The sequence below is a fragment of the Novosphingobium sp. FKTRR1 genome (assembly GCF_020404405.1).
Lineage (GTDB): Bacteria > Pseudomonadota > Alphaproteobacteria > Sphingomonadales > Sphingomonadaceae > Novosphingobium.
The window spans coordinates 44,637-59,864 of sequence record NZ_JAIZDA010000012.1 but is presented as its reverse complement, the minus strand read 5'-3'; the positions used below and the strand labels follow the sequence as shown (position 1 = coordinate 59,864).

Annotated in this window: 14 protein-coding genes; 9 read left to right on the top strand and 5 right to left on the bottom strand. The window is 68.0% G+C overall.

The window, feature by feature from the left end:
* Positions 1 to 51: 51 nt before the first annotated feature.
* Together LDN95_RS12760 and LDN95_RS12755 are read right to left on the bottom strand one after the other, a co-directional pair.
* Complete coding sequence (locus LDN95_RS12760; RefSeq protein ID WP_226018064.1) at positions 52 to 774, bottom strand: pentapeptide repeat-containing protein; 723 nt, start codon at positions 772 to 774, stop codon at positions 52 to 54.
* 179 nt (positions 775 to 953) lie between these two features.
* Positions 954 to 1,202, bottom strand: coding sequence for a hypothetical protein (locus tag LDN95_RS12755; RefSeq protein WP_226018063.1), 249 nt, complete (start codon positions 1,200 to 1,202; stop codon positions 954 to 956).
* A 179-nt stretch (positions 1,203 to 1,381) separates the two neighbouring features.
* Here LDN95_RS12755 and serS point away from each other — a divergent pair, with 179 nt between their 5' ends.
* Complete coding sequence (serS, locus tag LDN95_RS12750; protein ID WP_226018062.1) at positions 1,382 to 2,662, top strand: serine--tRNA ligase; 1,281 nt, start codon at positions 1,382 to 1,384, stop codon at positions 2,660 to 2,662.
* Positions 2,662 to 3,153 (top strand): murein hydrolase activator EnvC, encoded by a 492-nt coding sequence (locus tag LDN95_RS12745; protein ID WP_226018061.1) that lies wholly within the window; start codon positions 2,662 to 2,664, stop codon positions 3,151 to 3,153. The genes serS and LDN95_RS12745 overlap by 1 nt, the downstream gene beginning before the upstream one ends.
* A gap of 37 nt (positions 3,154 to 3,190) precedes the next feature.
* Here the strand turns inward: LDN95_RS12745 and LDN95_RS12740 are convergent, their stop codons facing one another.
* The gene (locus LDN95_RS12740) at positions 3,191 to 3,604 is read right to left on the bottom strand and encodes a DUF1761 domain-containing protein (RefSeq protein ID WP_226018060.1); all 414 of its coding nucleotides are present in this window, start codon (positions 3,602 to 3,604) and stop codon (positions 3,191 to 3,193) included.
* Between the two features lie 139 nt (positions 3,605 to 3,743).
* Here LDN95_RS12740 and rimO point away from each other — a divergent pair, with 139 nt between their 5' ends.
* A complete protein-coding gene (rimO, locus tag LDN95_RS12735; RefSeq protein WP_226018123.1) occupies positions 3,744 to 5,153 on the top strand; it encodes a 30S ribosomal protein S12 methylthiotransferase RimO in 1,410 nt (469 codons plus the stop codon).
* Positions 5,154 to 5,165: 12 nt separating this feature from the next.
* Here the strand turns inward: rimO and LDN95_RS12730 are convergent, their stop codons facing one another.
* A complete protein-coding gene (locus LDN95_RS12730; protein ID WP_226018059.1) occupies positions 5,166 to 6,962 on the bottom strand; it encodes a methyl-accepting chemotaxis protein in 1,797 nt (598 codons plus the stop codon).
* A 206-nt stretch (positions 6,963 to 7,168) separates the two neighbouring features.
* Positions 7,169 to 8,140: a magnesium and cobalt transport protein CorA gene (locus tag LDN95_RS12725; RefSeq protein WP_226018058.1), complete on the bottom strand. Its 972-nt coding sequence runs from the start codon at positions 8,138 to 8,140 to the stop codon at positions 7,169 to 7,171.
* Between the two features lie 95 nt (positions 8,141 to 8,235).
* On the opposite strand from LDN95_RS12725, the gene LDN95_RS12720 reads away from it, so the two are divergent.
* The 6 genes from LDN95_RS12720 (at position 8,236) to LDN95_RS12695 (ending at position 15,195) form a co-directional block, all read left to right on the top strand.
* The gene (locus tag LDN95_RS12720) at positions 8,236 to 9,783 is read left to right on the top strand and encodes an NAD(P)/FAD-dependent oxidoreductase (protein ID WP_226018057.1); all 1,548 of its coding nucleotides are present in this window, start codon (positions 8,236 to 8,238) and stop codon (positions 9,781 to 9,783) included.
* Between the two features lie 67 nt (positions 9,784 to 9,850).
* A complete protein-coding gene (locus LDN95_RS12715; RefSeq protein WP_226018056.1) occupies positions 9,851 to 10,612 on the top strand; it encodes a molybdopterin-binding protein in 762 nt (253 codons plus the stop codon).
* Positions 10,613 to 10,761: 149 nt separating this feature from the next.
* The gene (locus tag LDN95_RS12710; RefSeq protein ID WP_226018055.1) at positions 10,762 to 12,864 is read left to right on the top strand and encodes a DUF3857 domain-containing protein; all 2,103 of its coding nucleotides are present in this window, start codon (positions 10,762 to 10,764) and stop codon (positions 12,862 to 12,864) included.
* On the top strand, positions 12,861 to 13,433 hold the full coding sequence (locus LDN95_RS12705) for a hypothetical protein (protein WP_226018054.1): 573 nt from the start codon (positions 12,861 to 12,863) through the stop codon (positions 13,431 to 13,433). The genes LDN95_RS12710 and LDN95_RS12705 overlap by 4 nt, the downstream gene beginning before the upstream one ends.
* The gene (locus LDN95_RS12700; RefSeq protein ID WP_226018053.1) at positions 13,430 to 14,218 is read left to right on the top strand and encodes an enoyl-CoA hydratase; all 789 of its coding nucleotides are present in this window, start codon (positions 13,430 to 13,432) and stop codon (positions 14,216 to 14,218) included. Before LDN95_RS12705 ends, LDN95_RS12700 begins: the two co-directional genes overlap by 4 nt.
* 26 nt (positions 14,219 to 14,244) lie before the next feature.
* Entirely contained in the window at positions 14,245 to 15,195 is a 951-nt protein-coding gene (locus LDN95_RS12695; RefSeq protein ID WP_226018052.1) for an NAD(P)-dependent oxidoreductase, read from the top strand.
* Positions 15,196 to 15,228: the final 33 nt, after the last annotated feature.

The following is a 15,228-nucleotide window of genomic DNA, read 5'->3' as shown; positions in this document are numbered from 1 at the left end:
GCGATCCGCAAAAATGTTCGGACAGATGCAGCCGCAGGAACGCAGGGCACGCTATCCCAGCCGCAGCCCCAGGTCGGCCAGCAGTTGCGCCGCCTGTTCGCGCGAGATGATCGCCCCGCGAAACAGGTTGGCGTCGATCAGGCGCAGGCCACCCAGATCGGCCCCGCGCAGATCGGCAGAATCGAACCGCGCGCCGACCACATTGGCGTCGCGCAGGCTGCACCCTTCGAGCACGGCTTCGCGGAAATCGCATTTGCGCAAGTCCGCCTGCCCCAGATCGACGCGGCGCAGGGTCTGCTTGCGAAACGAATGGCCGGTCAGCTTGGCGCTGATCAGCAGGGTTTCCTCGAAAGTCGTGTCCATCCCGCGCACGTCCGACAGGTCCGCGCCGGTCAGCTTGCAGCCGGTGAAGGCGGCTCCGTCAAGCCTTGCCCCGCGCAGGATCGCATTGTTGCAATCGCTCGACACGAAGCGGGCATCGGTCAGGTCGGCCCCGCGCAGATCGGCAAAGGCGGCGCGGCACGATTGCCAGCGCGTCCGTTCGAGCCGCGCGCCCGCCAGCCGCACATGGCGCAAGTCGCAGCGCTCGAACGACCAGCCGGTCAGGTCAAGTTCGGGGGCATCGGCATGGGCAAGGTCGCAGTCGATCAGGTGCAGCGCGCCTCCTGCGCGGGCCAGCTCGGCCAGTTCGCCGCCTTCAAGCGCGCGCCCGCTGATCGCTGCAGGGGCGGAATCGTGGCCGATGTCACGGCTGGCAAACAGATCGTCCTGCATTGGTCATCCCATTCGCCCGACCCGTCTTGTCGACGCTCTTGCCGATGCCACGCGGCGGCAGAGTATACAAGGTGAGGGCTACCGGGTCAGGGCTACCGGGTCAGGGCTACCGGGCCCCGGCTACTGGGCCCCGGCTACTGGGCCCCGGCTATTGGGCCCCGGCTATTGGGCCAGCCCTGTCAGCCCAGCGCGACGTGGCGCAACCCGTGCAGACCCGGAAGGCCTTGCTGAAGCGACTTCGCCGGATGCATGTCGAGTATCCGTTCGGGCAGGCTGGCGAGGAAGTGGGCCGAGCCATCGAGCCGGGTTGCGGCGGCGGGAAAGGCCAGCGTCACAATCGCAATCCACAGCAGCGCCGACAGCGAAACCGACCACAGCACGCAACTGCGGGCGTTGCGGAATGTCACCAAGGGGGGCCAATCGGTCATCGTCGATCCTTTCTGTCATCCGCCCGCGCGCGGGATAAACCAAGCGGAATGTAGGGGCGATGAATGGCCGGTTATCCGCCAGCAATGGTTTGCGGTTCGGCGGGAATGCGGCTCCTCCTGCGGCGGCCCGGCTCGCCCGCGCTTGCCTCGCATGGTTCAAGGCGGCATAGGCGCTAACCATGCACGACATCCGCCAGATCCGCGAAAATCCCGCCGCCTTCGACGCCGCCCTCGCCCGCCGTGGGGTGGCGCCGCAGTCGGCCACGATCCTCTCGCTCGACACCGCCCGCCGCGACGTGGCCACCCGCCTGCAAGAAGCGCAAGGCCGCCGCAACGAAGCGAGCAAGGCGATCGGCGCCGCGATGGGCAAGGGCGACAAGGACACGGCAGAGGCGCTCAAGGCCGAAGTCGCCAGCCTCAAGACCGCGCTGCCCGCGCTTGAGGATGAGGAGCGCCGCCTGACCGCCGATCTCGACGCAGTGCTGGCCGCTTGGCCCAACCTGCCCGCCGCCGAAGTGCCCGAGGGCGCGGACGAGGCCGGCAATGTCGAGGTCAGCCGCTGGGGAACCCCGCGCAGCTTCAGCTTCACCCCGCGCGAACATGCCGATGTCGGCCCGGCGCTGGGGCTCGACTTCGAGACCGGCGCGCTGATTTCGGGCGCGCGCTTCACCTTCCTGCGCGGGGCAATGGCCCGCCTGCACCGCGCGTTGGGGCAGTTCATGCTCGACCGCCAGACCGCCGAAAACGGCTACACCGAATGCGCCCCGCCGCTGCTGGTCAAGGACGAGGCGGTGTTCGGCACCGGCCAGTTGCCCAAGTTCGCCGAGGACTTGTTCCGCACCGGCGATGGCCGCTGGCTGATCCCCACCGCCGAAGTCAGCCTGACCAACGCGGTGCAGGGCCAGATCCTGAGCGATGCCGCGCTGCCGATCCGCATGACCGCGCTGACCCCGTGCTTCCGCAGCGAAGCGGGCGCGGCGGGACGCGACACGCGCGGCTTCATCCGCCAGCACCAGTTCGAGAAAGTCGAACTCGTCTCGATCACCCGGCCCGAGGATTCGGAAGCCGAGCACGAGCGGATGACCCAAGCCGCCGAATCGATCCTGCAGGCGCTCGACCTGCCCTATCGCAAGATGCTGTTGTGCAGCGGCGACATGGGCTTCACCGCGCGCAAGACCTATGATCTGGAAGTCTGGCTGCCGGGTCAGGACACCTATCGCGAGATCAGCTCGTGCTCGAACTGCGGCGATTTTCAGGCGCGGCGGATGAACGCGCGCTATCGGCCCGAGGGGCAGAAGGGCACCGCCTTCGTCCACACGCTCAATGGTTCGGGCCTTGCCGTGGGGCGCACCCTGGTGGCGGTACTGGAGAACTACCAGCAAGAGGATGGCTCGGTCGAGGTGCCGCCCGTGCTGCTGCCTTATACCGGCGGCCTGACCCGGCTGGTGCCGCAAGCCTGATGCGGCAAGCCGGGCTGGCGTTGGGCCTGATACTGGCGCTGATACTGGCGCTGAGCGCGGCCGAGACCCGACCCGCTATTGGCGCCCCGCTCCGCTGCGAGGCGGGCACGCCCCGGTTGCGCTGGCCGACTTCGGGTGCGCTGATCACGCGGTTCGGCGCGGTGGTGAAGGGCCTGCCCGCCAACGGCATCGACCTTGCCGCCTTTTCCGGGATGACCGTGCGCGCCGCTGCGCCGGGGCGCGTGGTCTTTGCCGGCAAGGAGCCCGAACGCTTCGGCCAGTTGATCGTGATCGACCATGGCCAGGGCTGGTCCACCGCCTATGCCTATCTTGGCAAAGTGATCGTGCGCGAAGGGCAGCAGGTCAGCCCGCAGACCGTGATCGCGCGGATCGGCACCAGCGGCGAAGCGAAGAAGCCGACGCTGCACTTCGAACTGCGCCGCGCCACCACGCCGCGCGACCCGCTGCCCTGCCTGCCGCTAAGGCTCTAAGGACGCCTGCCGCTAAGGCTCTAGGGACGCCTGCCGCTCAGGCCTTGAACAGCCAGAACGTCAGCCCCATCGCCAGATAGGTGACCAGCCAGTGTCCGGCGTCGATCCACGCCAGCCGCGCGCTGACGCGCTGATGGCTATGGCTGATCCACAGCGAGGGGATGACGAATGCCAGCGCAAGGCCACCCGACATCATGAAATAGAGCCAGGGCTTGATCGCCAGCGTGGCCGGTCCGACTCGGGCGAACATGTGCCCCATCATCGCGGCCGAAACGAACAGCAGCGCGGCCGAGATGGCCAGCGTGCGCAGCGGCGAAATACGGGTGCCAAGCCCGCCGGGGCCAAGCTCCTCGACACGCGCCCGCCCGTGAATCGGGCCATACCAGATCGAGGACACCACCAGAGCGGCCAGCGTTGCAAACAGCACGGCCAGCCAGTTAACCGGACCCATCGTTATCATCTCCAGCCCCGGACAATCCCTTAGGCGAAGCCACTTGGCATAGCAATTGACACTCCATGCCATCGGGCCGGATTCAGGGCCGAAACCGGGGCCGGATTCGCAGAACGTGACGAAAGCCGCAAATGGGGTTATGGGCCGCTCCAAGATGACCTCCCCCACAGAACCGCTCACGATCCCCGCAGCGCCGCGCGTCGGCATGGTCAGCCTTGGCTGTCCCAAGGCGCTTGTTGATTCCGAACGCATCCTCACCCGGCTGCGCGCCGATGGCTATGCCATGAGCCCCGACTACGCCGGGGCCGACGTGGTGCTGGTCAACACGTGCGGCTTCCTCGATTCGGCCAAGGAGGAAAGCCTTGCCGCGATCGGTGAGGCGATTGCCGAGAACGGCCGCGTGATCGTGACCGGGTGCATGGGCAACGAGGCCGAGGCCATTCGCGCCCGCTTTCCGCAAGTGCTCGCCGTCACCGGCGCGCACCAGTACGAGGATGTGGTCGAAGCCGTGCACGAAGCCGCGCCGCCTTCGCTGGGGCCCTATATCGACCTGATCCCGCAGGCCGAACCGGGCGACGTGAAGCTGACCCCGCGGCACTATGGCTACCTGAAGATTTCCGAGGGCTGCAACCACGCCTGCGCGTTCTGCATCATCCCGCAATTGCGCGGCAAGCTGGCCAGCCGCCGGATCGACGCGGTGTTGCGCGAAGCGGAAAAGCTGGTGGCGGCGGGCACGCGCGAACTGCTGGTGATCAGCCAGGACACTTCGGCCTATGGCGTCGACGTGCGGCACGAGACGCGGACGTGGAAGGGGCGCGAAGTGCGCACCCACATGACCGACCTTGCCCGCGAACTGGGCCAGTTGCGTACCCCCGAAGGCGATGTGCCGTGGGTGCGGCTGCACTATGTCTATCCCTATCCGCACGTCGACGCGGTGATCCCGCTGATGGCGCAAGGACTGATCACGCCCTACCTCGACATTCCGTTCCAGCACGCCAGCCCCAGCGTGCTGCGCGCGATGAAGCGCCCGGCCAACGAAGCCAAAGTGCTCGAACGCATCAAGGCATGGCGCGAAATCTGCCCCGATCTGGCCATCCGGTCGAGCTTCGTGGTCGGCTTCCCCGGCGAGACCGAGGCCGATTTCCAGTACTTGCTCGACTGGCTCGATGAAGCGCAGCTCGATCGCGTCGGTGCCTTCCGGTTCGAGCCGGTGGCGGGCGCTGCTGCCAACGACCTGCCCGATCCGGTGCCCGAAGCGGTCAAGGAAGAGCGCTATGCCCGGATCATGGAAAAGACCGAAGCGATCAGCGTCGCGCGGTTGCAGGCCAAAGTGGGCCGCACCATCCGCGTGATCGTCGATGAAGTGGGCGAGCCGGACGAGGATGGCGACATCGGCGCGACCGCCCGGTCACAGGCCGATGCCCCCGAAATCGACGGCGCGGTCTATCTGCGCAACGTGCCTGCCGACCTGCAGCCCGGCGACTTTGCCAGCGTGCTGGTCGAAGATGCCGACGCGCACGATTTGTTCGGGGTCATCGCCGCGCGCTGAGTGGTGCGCGCCTCAGGCGGCGTAACGGGCGGCGGTTGATCCCCCGCCTGATCCTGCGCCCGATCCCCCGCCTGATCCTGCGCCCAGATCGAAGCGCGCCACCAGCGAGCCGAGCGTGTCGGCGGCATGGGCCAAGCTGCGCGAGGCGGCGGACGATTGCTCGACCAGCGCGGCGTTCTGCTGGGTCATGCTGTCCAGCCCGCTGACCGCGCTGTCGACGTGGCGGATGGTCAGCGACTGTTCCTCGGACGTGCGCGCCAGCGTGCCGATGCTGCCCGACAAGTGCTCGATCCGCTCGACGATGCGTTCCAGCGCGCTGCGGGTCTGGCCCATCATGCCCACGCCATTGGCCACGTCGCGGCCGCTGGTGCGGATGATCTCGTTGATCTCGCGCGCGGCGTCGGCGCTGCGCTGGGCCAGCGCCCGCACTTCGGTGGCGACCACGGCAAAGCCCTTGCCCGATTCGCCGGCCCGCGCCGCCTCGACCCCGGCGTTGAGCGCCAGCAGGTTGGTCTGGAAGGCGATGCCGTCGATGATCGCGACGATCGCTTCCATCCGCGCGCTCGACCGCGCAATTTCCTCCATCGCCGCCACCGCATCGCCCATCGCGCTGTCGCTGATGCGCGCCTCGCTGCTCGCCTCGGTCGCGGTGCGGCCAGCATCGGTGGCGGCTTCGGCGGCGTTGTCGGCGCTGGCCGCCAGTTGCCGCACCGCCGCCGCCGATTCCTCCAGCGATGCCGCTTGCGTTTCGGTGCGGTTGGACAAGTCGGTGGCCGCCGCCGCGATCTCGCCTGCACCCACCCGCACGCCTTGCGCCGCCTTGACCACCTCGCCGATGGTCGCGGCCAGTTCGTCCATCGACTGGTTGAAGTCGTGGCGCAGCGTTTCATAGTCGCCGGGGAAGGTCTGGGTCAGGCGCACGGTCAGGCGGCCATCGCGCAAGGCGGCAAGCCCCTTGCCCAGCGCTCCCACCACTTCGCGCTGCATGTCCATCTGCGCGTCGGCCTCTACTTTGGCGCGGTTCGAAACGGCGGTGCGGATGGTATCGAGGGCGCGCGCGATGTCGCCGATCTCGTCGGGCTGGTCGATGAACGGGACTTGCCGGTCAAGATCGCCGCTTGCCATCACCGTCATCGCCCCGGTCATGTTGCCCAGCGGACGGATCACCCGCGCAAAGAACGCGCCGATCACCGCCGCCGAGACGAGCGCCGCCACCACCGAGATGACGATCAGCATCTCGCGCGACCCGCTGGTGACTTCGGCACCGTCCTTGTTTTCCTGCTCGGCCAGCTTCTGGTTGTATTCGACTTGCGCGTTGATGGCCGCTTCAAGCGCATCGCCCGCCGGGTTGAGCCGGGTCTGCACCAGTTGCAGGGCAACATCGGTGTGCATCTCAAGCGCGGCTTTGCGCACCGGCTTGGAGACCTCGACCCACTGCTGCCAGGCGGCGGTCGTCTTGGCAAAGATGGCGGCTTCCTGCTCGTCGGAAACCAGTTCCCGATAATCTGCCAGATCCTTGTCGGCCGCGCCGATCTCCTTGTCGATCTGGGCGTCGAGTTTGCGCTTGTCCGCCTCGACGGGTGCCAGGATTTGGCCAAGTACCGCCAGACGGGCTCCGAACACGTCGTCATCCAGCGCATTGAGCGCCTTCAGGCTGGGGATCGTGTTGTTGGTCGCATAGTCGAGATGGCCGCCGACACGCCCGACGGCGGCGATGCCGGTGACCCCGGCGATGATCGCCATCGCGGCCAGCACAAGGCTGCCCGCCACGACAAGTGTCTTGATTCGCAACCCGACCAAAATGCGCATCTTTGCAGCCTTGTTCGATGCGGAACCCGGCTCAGCCCGTGATGGGACGCGCGGTTCCGAGGCTTTAGCCAATAGCCCGCATCGGATTGAGACTTAGCGCACCGTGCCATAAGGGGATCGGTGTAGGTCGGGACCGCAGGCCATTAACCTCTGAGCATCGCGGACATCCGCGCCTGGGCCTGTTGCCACGTGGGTCGGCGTAAACCTTACAGCCAGCCGATCGCGCGGAACCGCCACCACAGGCCGGTACACGCCGCGATGATCGCGCTCAGCACCACGTAATAGGCATAGCGCCAGTGCAGTTCGGGCATGAATTCGAAGTTCATGCCATAGATCCCGGCGATGGCGGTCGGCACCGCAAGGATCGCCGCCCACGACGCCAGTTGCCGCGTCATGTCGCCTTGCCGGTGCTGTTCGAGCAGGCTGGCGGTCTCGACGATGGCGGCCAGCGTTTCCTTGAGCCCGCGCATCCGCGCCAGCGCCCGGCGGACGTGATCGAGCACATCGCGAAACCAGATCCGCGCCGATGGATCGACATGCGGCAGTTCGGCCTCGGCCAGCTTGACGCAGACTTCCTCCATCGGCCCGATGACCCGCTCGAACCGGCGCAACTGGCGGCGCAGGCGGAAGATGCGGCGGATCGTGCCGGGGGCGGGAAAGGCATCGATCGCGGCTTCCTCGATCGATTGGGCCACGTCCTCCAGCTCGTCCATCACCGGCTGATAGCCATCGACGATGAAGTCGAGCACGGCGTGGAGCACGTAGTCGGCGCCTTCTGACAGCCGCAGCGGGTCGGCCTCGAGCGTGCGGCGCAAGTCGTGGTGCGCGCGGGCGCTGCCGATGCGCACGGTGATGACGCTGTGCGCGCACAGAAAGATGGCGGTCTGCCCGTACTCGATCTGCTCGTCGGCGCCGAGCGTGGCGGTGCGCGCCACCACGAACAACTGGCGGCCATAAGCCTCGACCTTGGGCAACTGCTGCGGGTTGAGCGCATCCTCGACCGCCAGCGGGTGCAAGTCATACTGGCGGCGGACCTGCTCCATCTCCTCGGGCGTGGGATCGGTCAGCCCGATCCAGTCGAAGGTGTTGGCCGGTGGCACGTGGTGCACCAGCCCATCGATGGACACCGGCGCCGGGTGCGCCTTGCCTTGCGAGTAACGTCGTGCAGCCGCGATCATGGCGCCGTTGTGTCGGCTTGCGCGTCATTGCGCAACCGGCTTGGCAAGCGGGGCCAGCGCTATTAACATCGGTTTCAATAAGAAATGGAGAGGTCATGGGATACGAATCGCCAGTTGCGGGCAACGGTGCCGCATCATCGCCGGGTTCACCCGCCGTCGCCGAAGTCGATGTCGCCATCATCGGCGCGGGCATTTCGGGCATCGGCATGGCCGCGCACATGCAGATGCGCTGTCCCGACCGCAGCTATGCCGTGCTCGAACGGCGCCCGCGCATCGGCGGCACCTGGGATCTGTTCCGCTATCCCGGCGTCCGTTCGGACAGCGACATGCACACGCTGGGCTTCGTGTTCGAACCGTGGAAACACGAAAAGTCGATCGCCGACGGCCCCTCGATCCTCGACTACCTCAACCGCATTGCCGATGAACGCGGCATCCGTCGCCACATCCGCTTCGGGCGCAAGGTGCTGACCGCCGACTGGGACAGCGCCACCGCGCGCTGGACTTTGGTGAGCGAGACCGACGACGGCGCGCGCGATGTGCTGGTGGCGCGGTTCCTCTACCTCGGCTCGGGCTACTACGACTACGACCAGCCCTATGAGGCGGCGATTCCCGGCAAGGAGGATTTTGCCGGCAAGCTGGTGCATCCCCAGTTCTGGCCCGCCGACCTCGACTATGCCGGCAAGAACGTGGTGGTGATCGGCTCGGGCGCGACGGCGATCACCGTGGTGCCCGCGATGGCGCGCGAGGCGGCGCACGTCACCATGTTGCAGCGCACTCCCACCTGGTGCGGCATCCGTCCGGCCAAGGACGGCATCGCCAACTTCCTGCGCCGCATCCTGCCCGAACGCACCGCCTATGCCATCACCCGGTGGAAGAACGTGCGGGTGCAGAACATCGTGTTCAAGCGCGCCCGTGAAAAGCCCGAGCAGGTAAAGGCGTTCCTGACCGACAAGATCAAGGCCGCGCTGGGCGACAAGTTCGACGCCAAGGCCTTCACCCCGCCCTATGATCCGTGGGATCAGCGGCTGTGTCTGGTGCCCGATGGCGACTTGTTCGACGCGATCCGTGCGGGCAAGGCCAGCGTGGTGACCGACCACATCGACCGGATCGACGCCACCGGCATTCGCCTGCAATCGGGCGAACACATCGCCGCCGACGTGATCGTGACCGCCACCGGGCTGAAAATGAACATGGCCGGGAACATCACCGTGCGGGTCGATGGCGCCGAAGTCGACTGGTCGCAGCACTATTACTACAAGGGCTGCATGTTCTCGAACGTGCCCAATCTGGCGGCGGTGTTCGGCTATCTCAACGCCTCGTGGACGCTGCGCGCCGACATCGATTCGGAATATGTGTGCAAGCTGCTCGACACGATGAAGCGGCGCGGGGCCGACGTGGCGACCCCGGTGCTGGCCGCCGATCACGGGATGACCGACGACAACGTCTATGACTTCTCGTCCGGCTACATCCAGCGCGCGCGGCATCTGCTGCCCAAAAGCGCCACCGACATGCGCTGGCGGCTCAATCAGGATTACGTCCGCGACCGCGCGTGGATGGCCTCCGACCCGATCGAGGACGGCGTGCTGCACCTGACCAAGGCCACGGCGCAGGCCGCGCCAGCCCTGCTCGAAGCGGCCGAATGACGCTCCTTGCGCGCAGGCGCCCTTCGGGGTGCTTGCGCGCGGGCGCCATTGCGCTATCGCTTGGTGCATGACCACCGCACCGCGCATCTGGACCGCCGCCCTCATCGTCGTGGGCGATGAAATCCTCTCAGGCCGCACGCAGGACAAGAATATCGCGCAAGTCGCGACCTGGCTGGGCGTGCAGGGCATCCGCCTGCGCGAAGTGCGGGTGGTGCCCGATGTGATGGACGCCATCATCGAGGCGGTGAACACCTTGCGCGCACGCAACGACTATCTGTTCACCACCGGCGGCATCGGCCCGACGCATGACGACATCACCGTCGATGCCGTCGCCGCCGCGCTGGGCGTGCCGGTGGTGATCCATCCCGAAGCGCGCGCGGTGCTCGAATCCTACTATGCCTCGCGCGGCGGGCTGAACGAGGCGCGGCTGCGCATGGCCCGCGTGCCCGAAGGCGCCGGGCTGATCGAGAACCGCCTGTCGGGCGCGCCGGGCATTCAGGCCGAGAACATCTACCTGATGGCGGGCGTGCCGCACATCACCGCGCAAATGCTCGACGGCCTGACCGGCACGCTGGAGGGCGGGTTGCCGCTGATCGCCACCACCATCGGCTGCTGGGTTGCCGAAAGCGAAGTGGCCGACCTGCTGCGCGAAACCGAAAAGACGCACACCGCCTGCCAGATCGGCAGCTATCCGTTCTTCCGCGAAGGCCGCGTCGGCGCCAACTTCGTGATCCGCTCCACCGACGAGGACGAACTGGCCACCTGCGCCCGCGTCCTGACCGAAGGCCTGACCGCCATCGGCCGCGAAGCCGTGGCAGGCGGCATCTGACGGGCCAGCCCTGCTCTGCCCGCTGCCCCTGATTGCCAGCGGATGCGCCTTTTTCGGCCAGTTCGGTGCAATATCCAGGGCCTGCCGCTTGCGACGACCTTCGGGTGTGATACCGCTGCCTGCTACCGCCGGGGTTGGGGAGCAAGCATTTGATCCGACGTGACGTTTGGGCTGGATTGGCGCTTGCGGCGATGCCGTTGCCGCTATTGGCCGCCCCTGCAGATACGGTCATGGTCGGCAAGCCCGGCAGTTGGGTGATGCCGCCCCCGGCGGTGCCGCCTGCCCCGCCGGAAGAGGCCACCGCGATGCGGTTCGCCTATCTCGACAACCAGATACTGGCGGGCCCGGCCGGGCTTGAGACGTATTCCGCCTGGCGGATCAAGGTGCTGCGTCCCGAGGGGCTGGCGGTGGGCAATATCGTGCTCAGCTGGCGACCGGACAGCGGCGCGGTCCACCTGCACGGCTTGCGCCTGATCCGCTCGGGCAGCGTCACCGACCTGACCCAGTCGGCCCGGTTCACCGTGCTGCGGCGCGAGGACAATCTCGAACAGGCGACGCTCGACGGCAAGCTGACCGCCGTGTTCCAGGTTCCCGGCCTGCAAGTGGGGGACGAGCTGGAATTTGCCGCCACGATCGGCGTCAAGGATCCGACGCTGCCCGATGTTCGCGCCGCCTTGGCGCTGCTGCCGCAGGCGGGGATGCCGGGTGCTTTCCGGCTGCGCGTGGCCTGGCCGACCGGCACGCCGATGCGCTGGCAATCCACCCCGGACCTTGCGCTTGCCGCGCCCGTCTCGGCGAACGGGGTAGATGCCCTGACGGTGGAGATGCGCGATCCGGCCGCCCCACCGCCGCCCGTCACCGGTGCGCCGCTCCGCTACAGTTTGCGCCGCATGGTCGAGTTCACCAACCTGAAGGACTGGGCCGACCTGTCGCGCCGGCTTGCCCCGCTCTATGCCAAGGCCGCGCAGTTGCGGCCGGATTCCCCGTTGCGGGCCGAAGCGGCGCGGATCGCGGCGGCCACACCCGACCCCGAACGGCGCGCCAGCATGGCGCTGCGGCTGGTGGAGGACAAAGTCCGCTACGTCTATGTCGGGCTCGATGGCGCGAACATGACCCCGGCCAACGCCGACGAAACCTGGCAGCGCCGCTTCGGCGATTGCAAGGGCAAGACGGTCCTGCTGATCGCGCTGCTGCGCGAACTGGGCATCGCTGGTACGCCGCTGCTGGTCAACACAAAGGGTGGCGACCCGCTGGCCGACCGGCTGCCCGATCCGGCGCTGTTCGACCATGTGGTGGTGCGTGCGATGATCGCGGGCAAGCCCCGGCTGCTCGATGGCACGCGGCTCGGCGATGGCGAACTGGCGACCCTTGCGCCCAACGAATGGCGCAACGGCCTGCCGCTGACCGAGGCAGGCGACGGCCTGCTGACGCTGCCGCAACCGCCCGCGCCCTGGCCGCTGCGGCTGACCGTGCTCGACGTCGACCTTACCGCAGGCTTCGGCGACCGGGCGCCCGTGAAGGCGACGCGCGTCGTGCGCGGGAACGAAGCGATGGCCATCGGCGGTGCGCTGCGCAGCATGCCCCTCGATCAGGCCGAACAGGCATTGAAGCGCTATTGGAACGAGGCCGAGGGCTGGTTCGAGCCGACCCGTGTGACCTGGCACGCGGACGAGGCCAGCGGTGCCGTGGTGCTCACCGCAGCGGGCGAAGGCGATGTCGAATGGGAGGGCGGCGGCAAGAACGACGACCAACCGGCCAACCAGCAACCGGCCAACCGGCAACTGGCCATCTGGGGCGCAGGATTCGTCCCGCCCGCCAAGTTCCGCCGCCCGCGCGAACAGGACCAGACTTTGCCGTGGCAGACCGATTTTCCGGCCTACTCCTGCTGGATCACGACCCTGCGCCTGCCGCCCCAGACGCCGACATGGCATTGGGAGTTCAACGCCGAGCCCGTCGACCGCACGCTGGGCGGCGTGGCCTATTGGCGCCGGGCCGCGCTGCAGGGCAATGTCATGCGCACGGTGATGAGCCGCCGCACGCTTGTTCCCGAAATCTCCGCGCAAGACGCCGAGGCGGTGAACAAGGCGCTGCCCGACTTCGACAACGCCATTTCGCATGTCCGGCAGGCGCCGACCTTCAAGGGCGCGGCAAGCTGGCCCGCCCGGCCGCTGCCGTTCACCGACGCCACCGACTGGACCAGCCCGCAAGCGCCGTGCGCGGCTCCGGTGGCAAGTGCCTCGCCAGCACCATGAGCAGGGCGGATGCCGCGATCCGGGTCGCGCCACTGGCAGCTTGCGCGCTGCTGCTGGCCGGCTGTGCATCGCCGCAATTGCCCCGGTTCGAGGCCGTGCTCGCCGCGCACGACAGCGCCACGCAAGCCTTGGGCGAATGGTGCGCGGCGCAAGGCATCGCCCGGCCAGCCACGATCCGCGCGCTGGCCGACCGGGGCGCCGCGTTCGCTGCCACCCCCGCCATCCGCCAATCGCTCGGCGTCGGTGCGGACGAGGCGCTGGCCTATCGCCACGTCCGCCTGACTTGCGGGAACACCGTGCTGTCCGACGCGCGCAACTGGTATGTGCCTGCAAGGCTGACGGCAGAGATGAACCGCACGCTCGAAACCACCGACACCCCGTTCGGCAAAGTGGTGATGCCGCTGGGCTTCCGGCGCGAACGGCTGGCGCAGCGGCGGGGCCGCATGGCCGAGTGCCCTGCCGCAACCGTGCTGTCGCATCGCGCCTTGCTGCGCGTACCGACTGGACAGGCCATCAGTCTGGTGGTCGAATGCTACACCGACAATAATCTGATGAAGAGGCGGGGATGACCGAACAACTGGTGCTGGTGGACAAGGCCGAAGGCGTGGCGCTCGTCACGCTCAACCGTCCGCAGGCGATGAACGCGCTGTCGCAGGCGCTGCGGCAGGCCATCGTCGATGCCTTTGCCGACGTCAGCGCCGATCCCGCCGTCAGCGTGGTGGTCTTGACCGGAGCGGGCACCCGCGCGTTCTGCGCCGGGCTTGACCTCAAGGAACTGGGCACCGCCGGGGGGCTGGGTGCGGTCGCGCCGGGTGCGGATGCGCCTGCCGACGCCGCCGGTGCCATCGAGCGCTGCCCCAAGCCGGTGATCGCGGCGGTCAACGGCGTGGCCATCACCGGCGGGTTCGAGATCGCTCTGGCCGCCGATGTGCTGATCGCCAGCAGCAATGCGCGCTTTGCCGATACCCACGCCCGCGTCGGCATCCTGCCCGGCTGGGGCCTGTCGCAAAAGCTGCCGCGCATCATCGGCATGAGCCGGTACAAGGAGCTGGCCTTCACCGGCAACTTCATCGACGCCGCCACTGCCGAGCGCTGGGGACTGGTCAACCGCGTCGTCGCGCCCGACGAACTGGTCGCAACCGCGCTGGGTCTGGCGCGCGAAATGGCTACGGTTCCGGCGGCCACGCTGGTCGCCTACAAAGCGCAGATCGAGGGCGGCAACGCGCTTGCCTATGCCGCGGGGCGCAGTTTCGAAAAGGACGCCAGCCGCGCCTTTTCCGCCGCGCTGACGCCCGACGAGATCGCCGGGCGCGTCGGCGCGGTGCAGGCGCGCGGGCGCCAGCAGGCCGGCTGAGCGGACTTGTTCGGAGGGCGCAGGCCATGCGGATATTGCTGACCGGATCGTCGGGCTGGCTGGGCCGCCACCTTGCCCCGCTGTTGCGCGCAGCCGGGCATCAGGTGACCGGGCTTGACGTGGTGGCGGGGCCCGAAACGCAAGTGCTCGGCTCGGTCGCCAACCGCGCGGTGGTCGATCGCGCGATGGGTTTCGGGATCGAGGCGGTGATCCACACCGGCGCCTTGCACAAGCCCGACATCGCCCGCCATCCGGCGCGCAGCTTCGTCGATGTCAACGTTACCGGCACGCTCAACTTGCTCGAATCGGCAAAGGCGGCGGGGTGCAGCCGCGTGGTGATGACCTCGTCCACGTCGCTGATGATCAGCCAGTCGATCCGCGATGAACGCGGCGATGCGGCGGTGTGGCTGGACGAGAGCGCCGGACCACTTGCGCCGCGCAACATCTATGGCGTGACCAAGCTTGCCGCCGAGGGGCTGTGCCGCCTGTTTGCCGAGGCGCATGGCCTGCCCGGCGTGGTCCTGCGCACCAGCCGGTTCTTTCCCGAAGACGACGACACGCTGGTTCGCCCCTCTGGCGAGAACCTCAAGGCCATCGAACTGCTCCACCGCCGCCTGACCGTGGAGGACGCCGCCCGCGCGCATATCGCCGCGCTGGATAAAGCGCCCGCGCTGGGCTTCGGCTGCTTCGTGGTATCCGCGCCGCCGCCGTTTGCCCGCAGCGATCTGGCCGAGCTGAAGCGCGATGCCGCCGCCGTGATCGCGCGGCTGTTTCCCGATGCGCCCGGCTTGTTCGCCGCCAAAGGCTGGACCCTGCCGCGCAGCATCGGCCGCGTCTATGACCCGGGCCTTGCCGAAGCCGCGCTGGGCTTTCGCTGCCGGACCGATTTCGCCAGCGTGCTGGATGCGTTGCGCGAGGGCCGCCCGCTGCCTTTCGCGCACGACCCGGCCTATGTCTCGCCGATGGTGCGCGGATAGCGGTGGTGGCGTTGCGCCCCGCTCCGCTGTAGA